Annotated in this window: 14 protein-coding genes and 1 tRNA gene; 7 read left to right on the top strand and 8 right to left on the bottom strand. The window is 72.4% G+C overall.

The annotated features are described in order from the left end of the window. Nucleotides 1-11: 11 nt before the first annotated feature. The 5 genes from ACH9D3_RS00540 to aceE form a co-directional block, all read right to left on the bottom strand. The gene (locus ACH9D3_RS00540) at nucleotides 12-257 is read right to left on the bottom strand and encodes an acyl carrier protein (protein WP_396400580.1); all 246 of its coding nucleotides are present in this window, start codon (nucleotides 255-257) and stop codon (nucleotides 12-14) included. A gap of 207 nt (nucleotides 258-464) precedes the next feature. After that, on the bottom strand, nucleotides 465-1,532 hold the full coding sequence (locus tag ACH9D3_RS00545; RefSeq protein ID WP_396409462.1) for a beta-ketoacyl-ACP synthase 3: 1,068 nt from the start codon (nucleotides 1,530-1,532) through the stop codon (nucleotides 465-467). A 111-nt stretch (nucleotides 1,533-1,643) separates the two neighbouring features. Then, nucleotides 1,644-2,558, bottom strand: coding sequence for an acyltransferase domain-containing protein (locus ACH9D3_RS00550; protein WP_396409463.1), 915 nt, complete (start codon nucleotides 2,556-2,558; stop codon nucleotides 1,644-1,646). Between the two features lie 78 nt (nucleotides 2,559-2,636). After that, nucleotides 2,637-3,911, bottom strand: a complete 1,275-nt coding sequence (locus ACH9D3_RS00555; protein ID WP_396409464.1) for a helix-turn-helix domain-containing protein — start codon at nucleotides 3,909-3,911, stop codon at nucleotides 2,637-2,639. 114 nt (nucleotides 3,912-4,025) lie between these two features. Continuing rightward, entirely contained in the window at nucleotides 4,026-6,764 is a 2,739-nt protein-coding gene (aceE, locus tag ACH9D3_RS00560; RefSeq protein WP_396409465.1) for a pyruvate dehydrogenase (acetyl-transferring), homodimeric type, read from the bottom strand. 438 nt (nucleotides 6,765-7,202) lie between these two features. On the opposite strand from aceE, the gene ACH9D3_RS00565 reads away from it, so the two are divergent. The 5 genes from ACH9D3_RS00565 to gndA all read left to right on the top strand — a co-directional run bounded on the left by ACH9D3_RS00565 (nucleotide 7,203) and on the right by gndA (nucleotide 10,779). Further along, on the top strand, nucleotides 7,203-7,619 hold the full coding sequence (locus tag ACH9D3_RS00565; protein ID WP_396400998.1) for a DUF3052 domain-containing protein: 417 nt from the start codon (nucleotides 7,203-7,205) through the stop codon (nucleotides 7,617-7,619). A gap of 35 nt (nucleotides 7,620-7,654) precedes the next feature. Then, nucleotides 7,655-8,113 (top strand): peroxiredoxin, encoded by a 459-nt coding sequence (locus tag ACH9D3_RS00570; protein WP_396400997.1) that lies wholly within the window; start codon nucleotides 7,655-7,657, stop codon nucleotides 8,111-8,113. Nucleotides 8,114-8,144: 31 nt separating this feature from the next. After that, nucleotides 8,145-9,047, top strand: coding sequence for a Sir2 family NAD-dependent protein deacetylase (locus ACH9D3_RS00575; protein ID WP_396409466.1), 903 nt, complete (start codon nucleotides 8,145-8,147; stop codon nucleotides 9,045-9,047). Between the two features lie 128 nt (nucleotides 9,048-9,175). Continuing rightward, a tRNA-Val gene (locus ACH9D3_RS00580) sits at nucleotides 9,176-9,248 on the top strand. A 73-nt stretch (nucleotides 9,249-9,321) separates the two neighbouring features. Next, entirely contained in the window at nucleotides 9,322-10,779 is a 1,458-nt protein-coding gene (gndA, locus tag ACH9D3_RS00585; protein ID WP_396409467.1) for an NADP-dependent phosphogluconate dehydrogenase, read from the top strand. A gap of 102 nt (nucleotides 10,780-10,881) precedes the next feature. Here gndA and epsC read toward each other — a convergent pair whose 3' ends face one another. From epsC to msrA, 3 genes are all read right to left on the bottom strand, one after another. Further along, nucleotides 10,882-11,466 carry a serine O-acetyltransferase EpsC gene (epsC, locus tag ACH9D3_RS00590; protein ID WP_396409468.1) on the bottom strand — a complete coding sequence of 195 codons (585 nt, stop codon included), beginning with the start codon at nucleotides 11,464-11,466 and terminating at the stop codon, nucleotides 10,882-10,884. 166 nt (nucleotides 11,467-11,632) lie between these two features. Further along, the gene (gene cysK, locus ACH9D3_RS00595) at nucleotides 11,633-12,568 is read right to left on the bottom strand and encodes a cysteine synthase A (RefSeq protein WP_396400993.1); all 936 of its coding nucleotides are present in this window, start codon (nucleotides 12,566-12,568) and stop codon (nucleotides 11,633-11,635) included. A gap of 128 nt (nucleotides 12,569-12,696) precedes the next feature. Beyond that, on the bottom strand, nucleotides 12,697-13,290 hold the full coding sequence (gene msrA, locus ACH9D3_RS00600; protein WP_396409469.1) for a peptide-methionine (S)-S-oxide reductase MsrA: 594 nt from the start codon (nucleotides 13,288-13,290) through the stop codon (nucleotides 12,697-12,699). Between the two features lie 113 nt (nucleotides 13,291-13,403). Between msrA and ACH9D3_RS00605 the strand changes: the two genes are divergently transcribed. Both ACH9D3_RS00605 and ACH9D3_RS00610 read left to right on the top strand, forming a co-directional pair. Next, on the top strand, nucleotides 13,404-14,342 hold the full coding sequence (locus tag ACH9D3_RS00605; RefSeq protein ID WP_396409470.1) for a Nif3-like dinuclear metal center hexameric protein: 939 nt from the start codon (nucleotides 13,404-13,406) through the stop codon (nucleotides 14,340-14,342). Further along, the gene (locus tag ACH9D3_RS00610; protein WP_396409471.1) at nucleotides 14,339-15,073 is read left to right on the top strand and encodes a CT398-like coiled coil hairpin domain-containing protein; all 735 of its coding nucleotides are present in this window, start codon (nucleotides 14,339-14,341) and stop codon (nucleotides 15,071-15,073) included. The genes ACH9D3_RS00605 and ACH9D3_RS00610 overlap by 4 nt, the downstream gene beginning before the upstream one ends. The last annotated feature ends 17 nt before the right edge of the window (nucleotides 15,074-15,090 follow it).

A 15,090-nucleotide genomic window follows, 5' to 3' on the forward strand; every position in this document is an offset into this window, starting at 1 on the left:
GGCCGGCCGACTCAGGCCTGGGCGTTGTCGATGAAGTTGACGGCGTCCTCGACGGTCTTGAGGTTCTTGACCTCCTCGTCGGGGATGGTCACGTCGAACTTCTCCTCGGCGTTGACGACGATGGTCATCATCGAGATGGAGTCGATGTCCAGGTCCTCGGTGAAGGACTTGTCCAGCTGGACGGACTCGGTCTCGAGACCAGTCTCCTCGTTCACGATCTCGGCCAGGCCGGTCAGGATTTCCTCTTTGCTCGCCATGGTGGCTTCCTTTCTCTGCGGCTGCCGGAGCAGCCGGTGGTGACGGGTGCCCCCGGGCAGGTGCCGGGTGCATCTGTCCCGGTCAGGCCCTGGGGCCCGGCCGGGGGACATCGGGTGTGCGGTTCAACCCTACGACGTGTCGCAGGGCCCCGCGGCGGCACCGACACGTGGGCCCGGCCTCGGTGCAGGCCCACGGTGTCGGCGCGGTCAGGGGAGGACGACGACCTGGGCCCCGTAGACCAGGCCGGCGCCGAAGCCGATCTGCAGCGCCAGCTTCCCGGACAGGTCCGGGTGGTCGGCGAGCAGGCGGTGCGTGGCGAGCGGGACGGAGGCCGCCGACGTGTTGCCGGACTCGGCGATGTCCCGGGCGATCACGACGGAGTCGGGGAGCTTGAGCGTCTTGGCCATCTGGTCGATGATGCGCATGTTCGCCTGGTGGGGGATGAAGGCGCTCAGGTCCTCGGGCCCCACCCCGGCCACGTCCATGGCCTCCTGCGCGCGCTTGGCGACCTCCCAGGAGGCCCAGCGGAACACCGTCTGGCCGTCCTGGCGCAGGGTCGGCCACAGCGTGGCGTCCTCGGGCACCTCCCCGGTCTCCGGGTCCACGAGGTCGGAAAACTTGGAACGCTCCCGTCCCTGCTCCACCGCGCGGATGTCGGTGAGCGGGTGGGTCATCCGGATGGCGCCCCACTTGGCACCGTCGGAGCCCCACACGGAAGGCCCGATGCCGGGGGTCTCCGAGGGGCCGACGACCACCGCACCGGCGCCGTCGCCGAGCAGGAACGAGATCGAGCGCTCGCTGTTGTCGATGACGTCCGAGAGCTTCTCCACGCCGACGACCAGCACGTGCTGGGCCGCTCCGGAGCGCACGAGGGCGTCGGCCTGGGCGATGCCGTAGCAGTACCCGGCGCAGGCGGCCGAGATGTCGAAGGCGGGCGCCGGGGTGGCCCCGAGGCGGTCGGCGAGCGCCGCCGCCGCGGACGGGGTCAGGTAGGGGAAGGAGATCGTGGAGACGATGACCCCGTCGAGCTGCGCGGCCTCGATGCCGGCGGCCGCCAGCGCCTCGCGGGAGGCGTGCTCGGCCATGTCCAGGACGCTCACGTCCTCGGCGGCGCGGTGCCGGGTCCGGATGCCGGTGCGCTGCTGGATCCACTCGTCCGAGGACTCGATCCACTGGCAGACGTCGTCGTTGGTGACGACCACGTCCGGGCGGTAGATGCCCAGGCCGAGGATCCGGGAGTGGGCATTGGTCTGTTGCTGCTTCAGGGTCACCACTGGGGTTGTCGCTCCTTCGTGCGGCCGGGCGCGGCGGACGGGCCGGCTGGGCGGGGCGGAACGGCTGCTCCGGCCTCGGGACGTGCGGCGCAGGGTGTGCGCGCGCGGACGTCAGTCAAGAGTACTCCTGGCCTGCTCCAGCTCCTGCGCGGAGTTCACGGCCAGCGCCGGGACGCCCTTGAGGCCGCGCTTGGCCAGCCCCACGAGGGTTCCGGCCGGGGGCAGCTCGATCAGCTGCTCGACGCCGCGCTCCTGGAGCGTGCGCAGGCACAGGTCCCAGCGCACGGGCCGGCAGACCTGGGCCACGAGCGCGTCGAGGTTCGCCGCCCCGCCGCCCACGGCGCCGCCGTCGGCGTTGGAGAGCAGGGGATGGACGGGATCGGCGGGAGAGAGCCGGGGCACGAGCTCGTGCAGCGGTTCGAGGGCAGGGGCCATGTGCTGGGTGTGGAAGGCACCGGCGACCTTGAGCGGGACCACCCGGGCACGGGCGGGCGGGTTCTCGGCGAGCGCGGCCAGCTGCTCCAGGGTGCCGGCCGCCACGGTCTGGCCGCCCCCGTTGCTGTTGGCGGGGGTGAGTCCCGCGGCCTCGATGGCGGCGAGGACCTCGTCCTCCTTGCCGCCGAGCACCGCGCTCATGCCGGTGGGCACGGCCGCCGCCGCCTCGGCCATGGCGTTGGCGCGGGTCCGCACGAAGGCCATCGCGTCGGCCTCGGTCAGGGCGCCGGCCAGGGCGGAGGCGGTGATCTCGCCCACGGAGTGCCCGGCGAGGACGAGGTCGTCGCGGTCCGCGCCGATCCGGTCGCCGAGCAGCCGTCCCGCCACGAGGCCCGCGGCCACGATGAGGGGCTGGGCCACCGCAGTGTCCTTGATGGTCTCCTCGTCGGCCTCGGTCCCGAAGTGCACCAGGTCGAGCCCCGCGGCCTCGCTGAGCTTCTCGAGGTGGGTGCGGACGCCGTCGAGGGCGAGCCATTCGGTGAGGAAGCCGGGTTTCTGGGAGCCCTGTCCGGGGCAGAGGATCGCGATCACCGGTCCAGCTTCCCAAGGATGCCCCGTCGGGCGGGGGCTCGGAGGCCACGAACCCGGGACGCGGTGTTTGTAGGGATGCTACAAGACCGTTCCCACGGCGGGTCCGGAGGTGTCGATGGGGGCGCACGAGTCCGCGAGCCGGCCGGCCACGAGGGCGCAGTGCAGCACGAAGGCGTCGCGGGGGACGAGGGGGTCCCAGCCGGTCAGGTCGCTGATCCGGCGCAGCCGGTAGCGCACCGTGTTGGCGTGCACGAACAGCTCCCGGGCGGTGGCCTCCAGGGAGTGGCCCACGGAGACGTAGGCGGACAGGGTCTCCACGAGCCCGGTCGCGGAGCGGGTGAGCGGGCGGTACACGGCCTCGACCATCGCCGCGCGCGCGCTCTCGTCCCCGGCCATGGCCCGCTCCGGCCACAGGTCCTCGGAGTGCACGGGACGGGGGGCGGCGGGCCAGGCCGGTGCCACGGACAGGGCCGCGTGGGCGAGGCGGGCCGACCGCCCCGCCTCGAAGATCGTCGGGGACTCCGGGCCGTAGGCGACCGGGCCGGGGCCGAAGGCGGCGCTGAGCTTGTCGAGGGCGAGGTCCCGGTCGGTCAGGCCGCCGAGGACCAGGACGAGCCGGTCGCCCTGGATCGACACGAGGGAGTCGTGCGCGTGGCGGCCGGCGAGCCGGCGGAGCCGGGCGACCGTGGCGGGGCCCGTCGCCTCGGGTGCGGACCCCGTGAGCACCGTGACCGGGCCCGTCGACGCCCAGCCGAGGGCGGCGACCCGGGAGCGGAGGGAGTCGGAGTGCTCCCCCCGCAGGATCCCGTCGACCACGAGGGACTCCAGCCGGGCGTCCCAGGACCCCCGGTTCTCGGCGGCGCGGGCGTAGACGTCGGCGGCGGCGAAGGCGATGTCCCGCGAATAGCGCAGGACGGCCTCCCGCAGCGCTGCCTCGTCGTGGTGCTTGGCCAGCTCGGGGACCTTCTCCTCCACGACGTCCACGACGATCCGCAGCAGCTGGAGGGCGTGCTGGAGGGAGATGGAGCGGGTCAGGTCCGTGGGGGCCTCGCGGAAGACCTGGGTGAGCACCCACAGGGGCTCCTCCGGGTCCTCGTACCACCGCACGAACGAGGAGATGCCCCGCTGGGCCACGAGCCCCAGCTCGGAGCGCTCGTCGGCGCGCAGCTCCTCGAACCAGCCCAGGTCCGTCTCCAGGCGCCGGGTCGCGACCGTGGAGATCGCCCCCAGGTTCGCCTTGAGGTTCTCGAGCGTCCGGGGGTGGGGCGGGGCGGCGGGCCGGGTCCGGTCGGGCGGGCGCCGGCGCGAGGGGCGCAGCCAGCGCGTCGTCGTGTTCCCTTCCTGTCCAGCCATGCCTCAGAGCTTAGAGCACGCGGTCCCGGGCGCCGGTCCCGGTGACGACGACGGCGCCCCGCCGGCCCGCGGGTGCGGGCGGACGGGGCGCCGTGGCGCACGGACGGACCCGGCTCAGGCGTCGCCGCCCGCGTTGCCCGAGGTGCCGGCGGTGACGTCGTCGAGGGCGTACTTCTCGATCGCCTCGCCCGGCGCGCGCCAGTCGACCTCGCCGCGCTTGGCGAGCATCTCCAGGGCGCGGACCACCATGGAGTGGGAGTCGATCTTGAAGTGCCGTCGGGCTCCCGCGCGGGTGTCCGAGAACCCAAAGCTGTCGGCGCCCAGGGACGCGAACTCGTTCGGGACGAACTGGCGGATCTTGTCCGGCAGGTCCGCGCTGAAGTCCGAGACCGCCACGACCGGGCCCGTGGCCCCGGCCAGCTGCTGGGCGACGAACGGGGTGCGCGTCCCGTCCCCGGGGTTGAGGAACGCCTCCTGCTCCGCCGCCACGCCGTCGCGGCGGAGCTGGATCCAGGAGGTCACCGACCACACGTCGGCGGAGACGCCCCAGTCCTCGGCGAGCAGCTTCTGCGCCTCGAGCGCCCACGGCACGGCCACGCCGGAGGCGAGCAGCTGGGCGCGGGGCCCCTCGTTCTCGGCGGGCCTGAGCAGGTAGATGCCCTTGAGGATGCCCTCGACGTCCACGTCCTCCGGCTCGGCCGGCTGCTGGTACGGCTCGTTGTAGACCGTGACGTAGTACATGACGTTGTGGTCCTCGTCGCCCGAGCCGTACATGTGCTCGAGGCCGCGCTCGACGATGTGGGCGATCTCGTACCCGTAGGCCGGGTCGTAGTGGATCACCGCGGGGTTCGTCGCGGCCAGCAGCGGGGAGTGCCCGTCGGCGTGCTGGAGGCCCTCGCCGGTGAGCGTGGTGCGCCCGGCGGTGGCCCCGATGATGAACCCGCGGGTCATCTGGTCGGCCGCGGCCCAGAAGGAGTCGCCGGTGCGCTGGAAGCCGAACATCGAGTAGAAGATGTACACCGGCACCATCGGCTCCCCGTGGGTGGCGTAGGCGGTGCCGGCGGCGGTGAACGCCGCCACGGAGCCGGCCTCGTTGATGCCGGCGTGCAGGATCTGCCCCTGCGGGGACTCCTTGTAGGCCAGCATCAGCTCGCGGTCCACGGAGAGGTAGTTCTGCCCGTTGGGGTTGTAGATCTTGGCCGTGGGGAAGAACGAGTCCATGCCGAAGGTGCGGGCCTCGTCGGGGACGATCGGCACGATCCGGTGGCCGAACTCCTTGTCCCGCAGCAGGTCCTTGAGGATCCGGACGAAGGCCATCGTGGTGGCCGCCATCTGCTTGCCGGAGCCCTTCTTCGCCGACTTGTACGCGGCGTCGGTGGGCAGCGCGATCTCGTTCTGCTCGTGCGGGCGATCCGGGAGGAAGCCGCCCAGCTCCTTCCGGCGCTCGAGCAGGTACTTGACCTCCGGGGAGTCCTTCCCCGGGTGGTAGTACGGGGCGCCGTAGAGGTCCTTCTCCAGCTCCTCGTCCGAGACGGGGATGCGCAGGTGGTCGCGGAAGGCCTTGAGGTCCTCCAGGGTGAGCTTCTTCATCTGGTGGGTGGCGTTGCGCGCCTCGAAGTGGCTGCCCAGTCCGTAGCCCTTCACGCCCTGGGCCAGGACCACGGTGGGCTGGCCCTCGTGCTCCGTCGCGGCCTTGTAGGCGGCGTAGACCTTGTGGTAGTCGTGCGCGCCGCGCTTGAGCTCCCAGATCTCGTCGTCGGACATGTCCGCGACGAGCTCCTTGGTCGCCGGGGACTTGCCGAAGAAGTGGTCGCGGATGAACCCGCCGGACTCGGCCTTGTAGGTCTGGAAGTCGCCGTCGAGGGTCTCGTTCATGATCCGGACGAGCTCTCCGTCCTCGTCCTTCTCGAGCAGCTCGTCCCACTCCCGGCCCCAGAGGACCTTGACCACGTTCCAGCCGGCACCGCGGAAGAACGCCTCCAGCTCCTGGACGATCTTGCCGTTGCCGCGCACCGGCCCGTCCAGGCGCTGCAGGTTGCAGTTGACCACGAAGGTGAGGTTGTCGAGCTTGTCGTTGGCGGCCAGCTGCAGCAGTCCGCGCGACTCCGGCTCGTCCATCTCGCCGTCGCCGAGGAACGCCCACACGTGCTGGTCCGAGGTGTCCTTGATCCCGCGGTTGTGCAGGTACCGGTTGAACTGCGCCTGGTAGATCGCGTTCATCGGGCCGATGCCCATGGACACGGTGGGGAACTGCCAGAAGTCCGGCATGGAGCGGGGGTGGGGGTAGGAGGGCAGCCCGTCGGGCGCCTTCGTCTTCTCCTGCCGGAACCCGTCCAGCTGCTCCTCGGTGAGCCGGCCCTCGAGATAGGCGCGGGCGTAGTTGCCGGGGGCCGAGTGGCCCTGCCAGAACACCTGGTCGCCGCCGCCGGGGTGGTCGGGGCCCCGGAAGAAGTGGTTCAGGCCCACCTCGTACAGGGTCGCCACACCGGCGTAGGACGAGATGTGCCCGCCCACGCCGATCTCCGGGCGCTGGGCCCGGTGCACCATCACTGCGGCGTTCCAGCGCAGCAGCGCCCGGTAGCGCCGCTCGACCTCCTCGTCGCCGGGGAACTCCGGCTCCTGGTCCACCGGGATCGAGTTCACGTAGTCGGTGGTGGTGACCATCGGCACGCCCACGCTCTTCGCGCCCGCGTGCTGGAGGAGGGCGCGCATGATGTACTGCGCCCGCTCCGTGCCCTGCGTCTCGATCAGGCCCTCGAAGGACTCGAGCCACTCCCGGGTCTCCTCGGTGTCGGAGTCCTTCAGGTTGTTGGTCAAGCCACTGAGGATGTGGTGGTTGCTGGATGAAGGCACGTTCAACCTCTCTTCGTCGAGCTGCCCGACGGCAACCCGGGCGGGCACGCGCGAGGGCGCGGCCGGGTGGTCCGACAGTACTCAAAATACCCGTCGCCCGTTCCGGTGACCGGACGACGCCCCGGAGGGGCGGTCGACCGGGAACCGGCCCGTCGTGCGGATCGCGCCGACAGGGTGTCCGGGCGTGCGGGGTGTCTGTTGGGACCATGCTTCCACACCCGGGGCGGACCGTCACACGGCGTGTCACCCCACGATTCGGGGGGCCGCGACCGTGCGGGAGCTTGAAAGACACCCTGATCCGGTGTTGTCTGGACGGTGAAGCCGGTATCCGGCCCGCCACCGTGCCCCCGCGGTCCGCCGACGGGCAGGCGGAGCCCAGCACCGGTACGCAGTGCGCGGTCGTCGTTCGTCGGCCCGATCCCAGAAGGAGCAAGAACAGTGAGCGAGGCCAAGACCACCGCGGGTGACGCGGTAGTCCAGCTCGGTTTCAAGGATGGCGACTACATCCAGGAGTTCGGGTACGACGAGGACGTCGACCTCGACCTGAGGGTCGGCATCGAGGAACTGATCGGATCGGATCTGCTCGACGAGGACGACCAGGAGGTCGTGGACGCCGTGCTGCTGTGGTTCCGCGAGGGCGACGGCGACCTGGTCGACACCCTGGTGGACGTCACGACCACCCTGGACGAGGGCGGCGTGGTGTGGGTGCTGACCCCGAAGGCCGGGCGCGACGGATACGTGCCGCCCGCGGAGGTCCAGGAGGCCGCGCCCACGGCCGGTCTGCACGTGACGACCACCGCGCGCGTCAGCGCCGACTGGGCCGCGACGCGGCTCATGCCCAAGCGCAACATCTGACCGGGCGCCGCGGCGCCCACCGGAGGAGACCACCCATGCTCGAGATCGGTGCCCACGCCCCGGACTTCACCCTCCAGAACCAGTACGGCGAGCCGGTGACCCTCAGCGGCCTGCGGGGCCGTCCCGTGGCGGTCGTGTTCTACCCGTTCGCGTTCTCCGGGGTGTGCACCGGTGAACTGTGCCGGCTCCAGGACAGCCTCCCCGTGTTCGACGACGCCGGGGTGCGGCTGCTCGCGGTGTCCGTGGACACCAAGTACACGCTGCGTGCCTTCGCCCGCGAGGAGTCCTTCGACTTCGACCTGCTCTCGGACTTCTGGCCGCACGGAGCCGTGGCGCAGCGCTACGGGGTGTTCGACCCCGTGTCCGGGCAGGCGGAGCGGGCCACGTTCGTGCTGGACGCGGAGGGCGTCGTCGCCGACGCCTTCCGGTCCGAGCGCGGCGTCCCGCGGGAGCTCGAGGCCTACCGCTCCGCCCTCGCGAAGCTGGACGGCTGAGCCCCACCGGCCCGGCCCCGAACGAGCAGCGATGGCCACCGTCCGTGCCGGCTACGGCGCCCCCGTGAGCCCCGACCAGTTCCCCGACCCGGACGCCACCGGCCTCGACGCCGGGCTGGACCGCGCGGTCGAGCTCCTGTCCGGCCGCCGGACCACCGTCCTGACGGGCGCGGGCATCAGCACGGACTCCGGGATCCCGGACTACCGCGGACCCGGCTCCACCCCGCGCACGCCCATGACGTTCGACGAGTTCACGGGCAGCGCCGCCATGCGCAGCCACTACTGGGCGCGCAACCAGTACGGGTGGCGCCACCTCGCCCGCGCCCGGCCCAATCCCGGGCACACCGCCCTGGCCCGCCTCGAGGAGTCGGGCGCCGTCACCGGCGTGGTGACCCAGAACATCGACCGCCTGCACCAGGCCGCGGGGTCCCTCAACGTCGTCGACCTGCACGGCCGCTACACGCGGGTGGGGTGCATGCGCTGCGCCACCCTGATCCCGCGGGCCGTGCTCTCCGACCTGTTCGACGAGCTCAACCCGGGCTTCTACGACGCGATCTCGTCGCCGGACGACATCGAGTTCGCCCCGGACGCCGACGCCCTGGTGCCGCGCACGGCCGGGTTCCGGGTGCCGGACTGCCCCGTCTGCGGCGGGGTGCTCAAGCCCGACGTCGTGTTCTTCGGTGAGAACGCGCCCCGGCACCGGGTGCTGCGGGCGCTGCGCATGGTGGACGCCGCGGACGCCCTGCTGGTCGTGGGCTCGTCCCTGACCGTGAACTCGGGGCGCCGGTTCGTCCGGCACGCCGTGCGGGCCGGTGCGCCGGTGGTGATCGTCAACCACGGGCGCACCCGGGGGGACGCCTCGGCACGGCTGAAGATCGACGCCTCCGCGAGCGACTTCCTCGCCGGGCTCGAACGGCGACTCGGCCGCCCGTAGGACACCGGCGGGTGTGCCGAAGATCACATCGGGCCGGACCGGGGCGCGTTCCGGCCGCTGCTCGGCGACGGGTAGCCTGTTCGGGACCCGGGTGCCGGCGGTCGCGCAGACCGCCCACCCGGTTGTCAGGGTCCTTAGCTCAGCTGGTAGAGCGCCACGTTTACACCGTGGATGTCATCGGTTCGATCCCGGTAGGACCCACCCGCGCCGCCGCGGCCGCGGCAACACGTGCGCACGGGACGGCGCCGGTCCCCGGGGTTTGTAGGCTGGGGGCATGGCAGCAGAACAGAAAGCTCAGATCGGCGTCACCGGCCTCGCGGTCATGGGCGCCAACCTCGCCCGCAACTTCGCCCGGCACGGGTACACCGTCGCCCTCCACAACCGCTCCGTCGGAAAGACCGACGCCCTCCTCGACGCCCACGGCGACGAAGGGGCGTTCGTCCGCACGGAGACCCTCCAGGAGCTCGTGGACGCCCTCGAGACTCCCCGCCGCATCCTCGTGATGGTCAAGGCCGGCGCCCCCGTGGACGCCGTCATCGAGCAGCTCGTACCGCTGCTCGAGAAGGACGACATCATCATCGACGGCGGCAACTCCTACTTCCAGGACACCCGGCGCCGGGAGCGCGAGCTCTCCGAGAAGGGCCTGGACTTCGTGGGCATCGGCGTCTCGGGCGGTGAGGAGGGCGCCCTGCTCGGGCCCTCCATCATGCCCGGCGGGTCCCGCAAGTCCTACGACTTCCTCGGGCCCCTGCTCGAGGACATCGCGGCCAAGGCGGAGGACGGCAAGCCGTGCTGCGCCTGGATCGACACCGACGGTGCCGGGCACTTCGTGAAGATGGTGCACAACGGCATCGAGTACGCCGACATGCAGGTCATCGGCGAGGCCCACGAGCTGCTGCGGGCCGTCGCGGGCCTCGAGCCCGCGGAGCAGGCCGACGTCTTCGAGCAGTGGAACCGCACCGAGCTGGCCTCCTACCTCATCGAGATCACCGCCCACGTGCTGCGCCAGGTCGACGCCCGCACGGACCAGCCGCTCATCGACGTGATCGTCGACGCGGCGGGGCAGAAGGGCACCGGCCGCTGGACCGTCCAGGAGGCCCTCGAGCTCGGCTCGCCGGTCACCGCGATCGCCGAGTCCGTCTTCGCCCGCGCCCTGTCCTCCGCCGAGCCGGACATGCGCCTGGAGGCCCAGCGCGTCCTGCCCGAGGGGGTGGGGGGGACCACCGAGGACGTCGTCCACGACCCCGAGTTCGTCGAGGACGTGCGCAAGGCCCTCTACGCGTCGAAGCTGGTCAGCTACGCCCAGGGCCTCGACATGCTCACCATGGCCGGCCGGGAGTACGGCTGGGACCTGGACCTGGCGACCATCGCGGGCCTGTGGCGCGAGGGCTGCATCATCCGGGCCGAGCTGCTCGAGGTCATCATGGAGGCGTACAAGGACGACAAGCAGCCGCTGAACCTGCTGTTCGCCCCGGAGTTCGTCTCCGCGGTGGAGGAGGCCCTGCCGTCCTGGCGACGCGTCGTGGCCCGTGCCGTGGAGCGCGGCATCCCCGCCCCGCTGTTCGCGACCACGCTGAACTACTACGACTCCCTGCGCCGGCCCCGGCTCAACGCGGCCCTCACCCAGGGGCTGCGGGACTACTTCGGCGCGCACACCTACAAGCGCACCGACGACGCCGAGGGGGTCTACCACACCCTGTGGAGCGGGGACCGCTCCGAGGTCGTCGCCTAGTCCCGACCACGACGCCGGCCGGACCGCCCCACCGCGGGGAGGTCCGGCCGGCGTCGTCGTACGGACCCGGGCGGGCACCGCCGTCCGGTCAGGGTCGTGGCGTCAGATCCACATCGCGGGATCGATGTAGGTCGAGGGGTCCACGAGCGGCTGCTGCTTCTCGGGAGTGCGCGGACGGACCCTGCCGGGGATCCCCGTCACGATCGAGTCCTCCGGCACGTCCTTGACCACCACGGCGTTGGCGCCCACCGCGGAGTCGGCGCCGATCTCGACCGGCCCCAGGATCTTGGCCCCCGCCCCGATGACGACCCGGTCGCCCACGGTGGGGTGGCGCTTGACCTTCTCCAGGGAGCGCCCGCCCAGCGTCACCCCGTGGTAGATCATCACGTCCTCCCCGATCTCGGCGGTCTCGCCGATGACCACGCCCATGCCGTGGTCGATGAAGAACCGGCGCCCGACGGTGGCCCCGGGGTGGATCTCCACGCCGGTGAGGAAGCGGCCGAGCTGGGAGACCGTGCGCGCCAGCAGCCGCCGGTCCGGGTGCTGCCACAGCCGGTGGGACAGGCGGTGGATCCAGATGGCGTGCAGACCCGAGTAGTTGAGGGCGATCTCCGCCCGGGACCGTCCGGCCGGGTCGTGGGTGCGGGCCGTCTGCAGGTCCTCGGCGAGTCGGCTCCAGAAACTCACGGCATCCTCTGTTCTCCCGGGGGCGGGTTCCGGTCCCGCCGGGGCCGGCGGGACGTCGTGGGGCGCGGACGGCGACGACCCGCCCACATCCGGGAGCAACGTCGCCGGCGGGCGGCGCTATTCCCGGGAGGGGGCGGGTCGTCGGCACGCGTGGCGCCGGGCCGGATCAGCCGCGGATGTCCTCGTAGAGCAGGGTGGAGATGTAGCGCTCGCCGAAGTCGCACACGATGGCGACGATCAGCTTGTCCCGGTTCTCCTCCTTGGCGGCCTCCTGCAGGGCGGCCCACACGATGGCGCCCGAGGAGATCCCGCCGAGGATGCCCTCCTTGGTGCCGAGCTCGCGGGCGACCCGCACGGAGTCCTCGACCGTCACGTCGTAGACGTCGTCGTAGATCTCCCGGTCGAGGTTGTCGGGCACGAAGTTCGCGCCGAGGCCCTGGATCTTGTGCGGACCGGCCTTGCCCTCGGTGAGCAGGGGGGAGTCGGCCGGCTCGACGACGACGAGGCGCACGTCCGGCTTCTGCTCGCGCAGGTAGCGGCCCGCGCCCGTGATGGTGCCGCCGGTGCCCACGCCGGAGACGAACACCTCGACCTGGCCGTCGGTGTCCTCCCAGATCTCGGGGCCCGTGGTCGCGTAGTGCACCGCCGGGTTGGCCTCGTTCGCGAACTGCTTGGCCAGGACCGCGTTCTCGGTCGACTCGACGATCTCCTGGGCCTTCTCGACGGCGCCGCGCATGCCCTCCGCGCCCGGGGTGAGCACGATCTGGGCGCCGTAGGCGCGCAGCATGACCCGGCGCTCCGTCGACATGGTCTCGGGCATGGTCAGGATCACCTTGTAGCCGCGGGCCGCGCCGACCATGGCCAGCGCGATGCCGGTGTTGCCGGAGGTGCCCTCGACGATCGTGCCGCCCGGCTGGAGCTGGCCGGACTTCTCGGCGGCGTCGATGATGGACACGCCGATGCGGTCCTTGACCGAGTTCGCCGGGTTGTAGAACTCCAGCTTCACGGCGACCTTGCCGGGCAGGCCCTCGCCGAGCCGGTTGAGGCGGACGAGCGGCGTGCGGCCGACGAGCTCGGTGACGTCGTTGTAGATCTTCGGCATGTGCGTACCTCGGTTTCTGCGTGGTCGGTTCTTCGAACGGATCTGGGTGGTGCTCGTGGCCGCCGGTGCACTGGGGGGCCCGCGGCGGCGCGGTCCTAGCTCAGCCTAGCCAGGCCCCGCAACCGCTACTACGCGGTAAGCCACGCGGAGTAACGTTTCCGGACCTTCGCCAGCTTGGGGTTGATGATCACCTGGCAGTAGCCGTTCCAGGGCTGCTCGGCGTAGAAGTCCTGGTGCTCGGGCTCCGCCTCCCAGAACGTGCCCAGCGGTTCGAGCGTCGTGACGATCGGGTCGAGCCACAGCGGTTGCGTCCGGGCGATCGACTGCGCGAACAGCTCCCGCTGCTCCTCGTCGGCCCAGAACATCGCGGACCGGTACTGGGTCCCGACGTCGTAGTTCTGCCGGTTGAGGGTCGTGGGGTCGTGGCCGGTGAAGAAGAGGTCGAGGATCACGTCCGCCGGGACGACCGACGGGTCGAAGGTCACGGCGACCGCCTCCGCGTGCCCGGTCGTGCCGGAGCAGACCTCGTAGTAGGAGGGGCGCCCGGGGGCGCCGCCGGTGTACCCGGAGACCACCGAGGTCACGCCCCGGGTGATCCGGTAGACGGCGTCGAGGCACCAGAAGCACCCGCCCGCGAGCACGAAGGTCACGGGCGCGGTGCGGTCGGAGTCGGGATGGAGGTCGGCGACGGGGCGTGCGCCGTCGTGCGCGGAAAGGGCCATGACCCGTACAACACCGCGCGGCCCGCGGCATTCCCGCTGCCTCCTCCCGCCCGGGGACGCACCCGTCCGGCACGCCCCCCGGCCCCGGCGGCCCGGGCTCCTAGACTGGCCCCATGAGCGAGCAGAGCACGTCCCCGCCCGCGCCCGTCCTGTCGGAGGTGCTGGAGACCGTCGAGCGGCTGTGGCCCCTGCACCTCCAGGAGCCCTGGGACGCGAGCGGGCTCGTCACCGGGCGCCCGGACCAGCCCGTGCACCGGATCCTGTTCGCGGTGGACCCGGTGGCCGAGGTCGTGGCGGAGGCCGTGTCGACGGGCGCCGACCTGCTGGTCACCCACCACCCCCTCCTGCTGCGCGGCGTCACCTCCGTGGCCGCCGACGGGCCGAAGGGCGCGGTGGTGCACGAGCTCATCGAGCACCGGTGCGCCCTGCTCGCCTGCCACACCAACGCGGACTCCGCCACGGACGGCGTCTCCGACGCCGTGGCGCGCGCCGCCGGACTGGGTGCGACGACGCCGCTCGCCCCCCACCCCGCCGATCCCGCCGTGGGGATCGGGCGGGTGGGAGACCTGCCCGAGCCCGTGCGCCTGGGCGAGCTGGCGCGGCGGCTGTCGGACGCCGTCCCGGCCACGGCCCACGGCGTCCGCGTGGCCGGAGACCCCGAGGCCCTCGTACGGCGGGTCGCCGTGTGCGGGGGAGCGGGGGACTCGCTCTTCGACGAGGTGCGGGCCGCCGGCGCCGATGTTTACGTCACCGCGGACCTCCGCCACCATCCCGCCTCCGAGGCCCGGGAGGCCGCCGTCGGACCCGGCTCGGACGGAACCCCGTACCTGGTGGACCTCTCGCACTTCGCGAGCGAGTGGCTGTGGCTGCCCGTGGGCGCCGCCGCACTGCGGGAGGCGCTCGCGGCCCGCGGCCACGACGTCCAGGTCGAGGTCTCCGCCCGGTGCACCGACCCGTGGGACTTCCGCCTCGACCGTCCCGCCGGTGACCGTCCCGCCCACGACCGTCCCGCCCACGACCCCGCCGCCCCGACCGCAGGAGGATCCGCATGAGCACCGCCACACCCGAGCAGCAACGAGCCCTCCTGGAGCTCGAACGGGTCGACGCCCGGCTGCGACGGATCACGGCCCGGATCGCGGAGCTGCGGACCGACCCCGACGTCGCCGCCGCGCTGCAGCTCCGGGCCCGGGCCATCGCCACCGCCAAGGAGCTCGAGTCCGGGGAGCAGGAGATCCGCGACCGGCTGGACGCCGCGGAGCAGAAGGTCGCCCGCGTCCAGGCCTCGATCGAGAAGGACCGCCGGCGCCTCGAGCAGGGCGGCACCGCCAAGGACCTGATGGGCCTGCAGCACGAGATCGACACCCGCACCCGGCAGCTGGCCGAGGCGGAGGAGACGGAGCTGGAGATCATGCAGGAGCTCGACGACGCGCTCGCCCACCGGGCCCGCATCACGCCGCGGCTCAAGGAGGCCGACGCGGAGGCCCGCCGCCGCGTCGCGGCCCGGGACGAGGAGGGCCAGGCCCTCACGACCGAGCGCGGCGGGCTCGCCGGCGCCCGTGCGGCCGCGGCGGAGGGGGTGGACGCTCCCGCGCTGCTGGCGCGGTACGAGAAGATCCGCACGGGGCGCGGCACCGAGCGGCCGGCGGCGGCGGAGCTGCGGGGCACCGTGTGCGGGTCGTGCGGAACGGGCCTCAGTCCCACCGACGCCGCGACCTTCCGGGCGGCGGCGGCCGACGAGGTGCTCACGTGCCCGGAGTGCGGCGTGATCCTGGTCCGCTCCTGACCGAGCGGGCGCCCGAC

The organism is Kocuria kalidii, from assembly GCF_044462225.1.
Taxonomy (GTDB): domain Bacteria; phylum Actinomycetota; class Actinomycetes; order Actinomycetales; family Micrococcaceae; genus Kocuria; species Kocuria kalidii.

Excerpts from the sequence above, each read along its gene's own strand:
- cysK (WP_396400993.1), bottom strand. The coding sequence starts at position 12,568 with ATGCCGAAGATCTACAACGACGTCACCGAGCTCGTCGGCCGCACGCCG.
- ACH9D3_RS00610 (WP_396409471.1), top strand. The coding sequence starts at position 14,339 with ATGAGCACCGCCACACCCGAGCAGCAACGAGCCCTCCTGGAGCTCGAA.
- ACH9D3_RS00575 (WP_396409466.1), top strand. The coding sequence starts at position 8,145 with ATGGCCACCGTCCGTGCCGGCTACGGCGCCCCCGTGAGCCCCGACCAG.
- ACH9D3_RS00540 (WP_396400580.1), bottom strand. The coding sequence starts at position 257 with ATGGCGAGCAAAGAGGAAATCCTGACCGGCCTGGCCGAGATCGTGAAC.
- ACH9D3_RS00570 (WP_396400997.1), top strand. The coding sequence starts at position 7,655 with ATGCTCGAGATCGGTGCCCACGCCCCGGACTTCACCCTCCAGAACCAG.
- ACH9D3_RS00555 (WP_396409464.1), bottom strand. The coding sequence starts at position 3,911 with ATGGCTGGACAGGAAGGGAACACGACGACGCGCTGGCTGCGCCCCTCG.
- msrA (WP_396409469.1), bottom strand. The coding sequence starts at position 13,290 with ATGGCCCTTTCCGCGCACGACGGCGCACGCCCCGTCGCCGACCTCCAT.
- gndA (WP_396409467.1), top strand. The coding sequence starts at position 9,322 with ATGGCAGCAGAACAGAAAGCTCAGATCGGCGTCACCGGCCTCGCGGTC.
- ACH9D3_RS00605 (WP_396409470.1), top strand. The coding sequence starts at position 13,404 with ATGAGCGAGCAGAGCACGTCCCCGCCCGCGCCCGTCCTGTCGGAGGTG.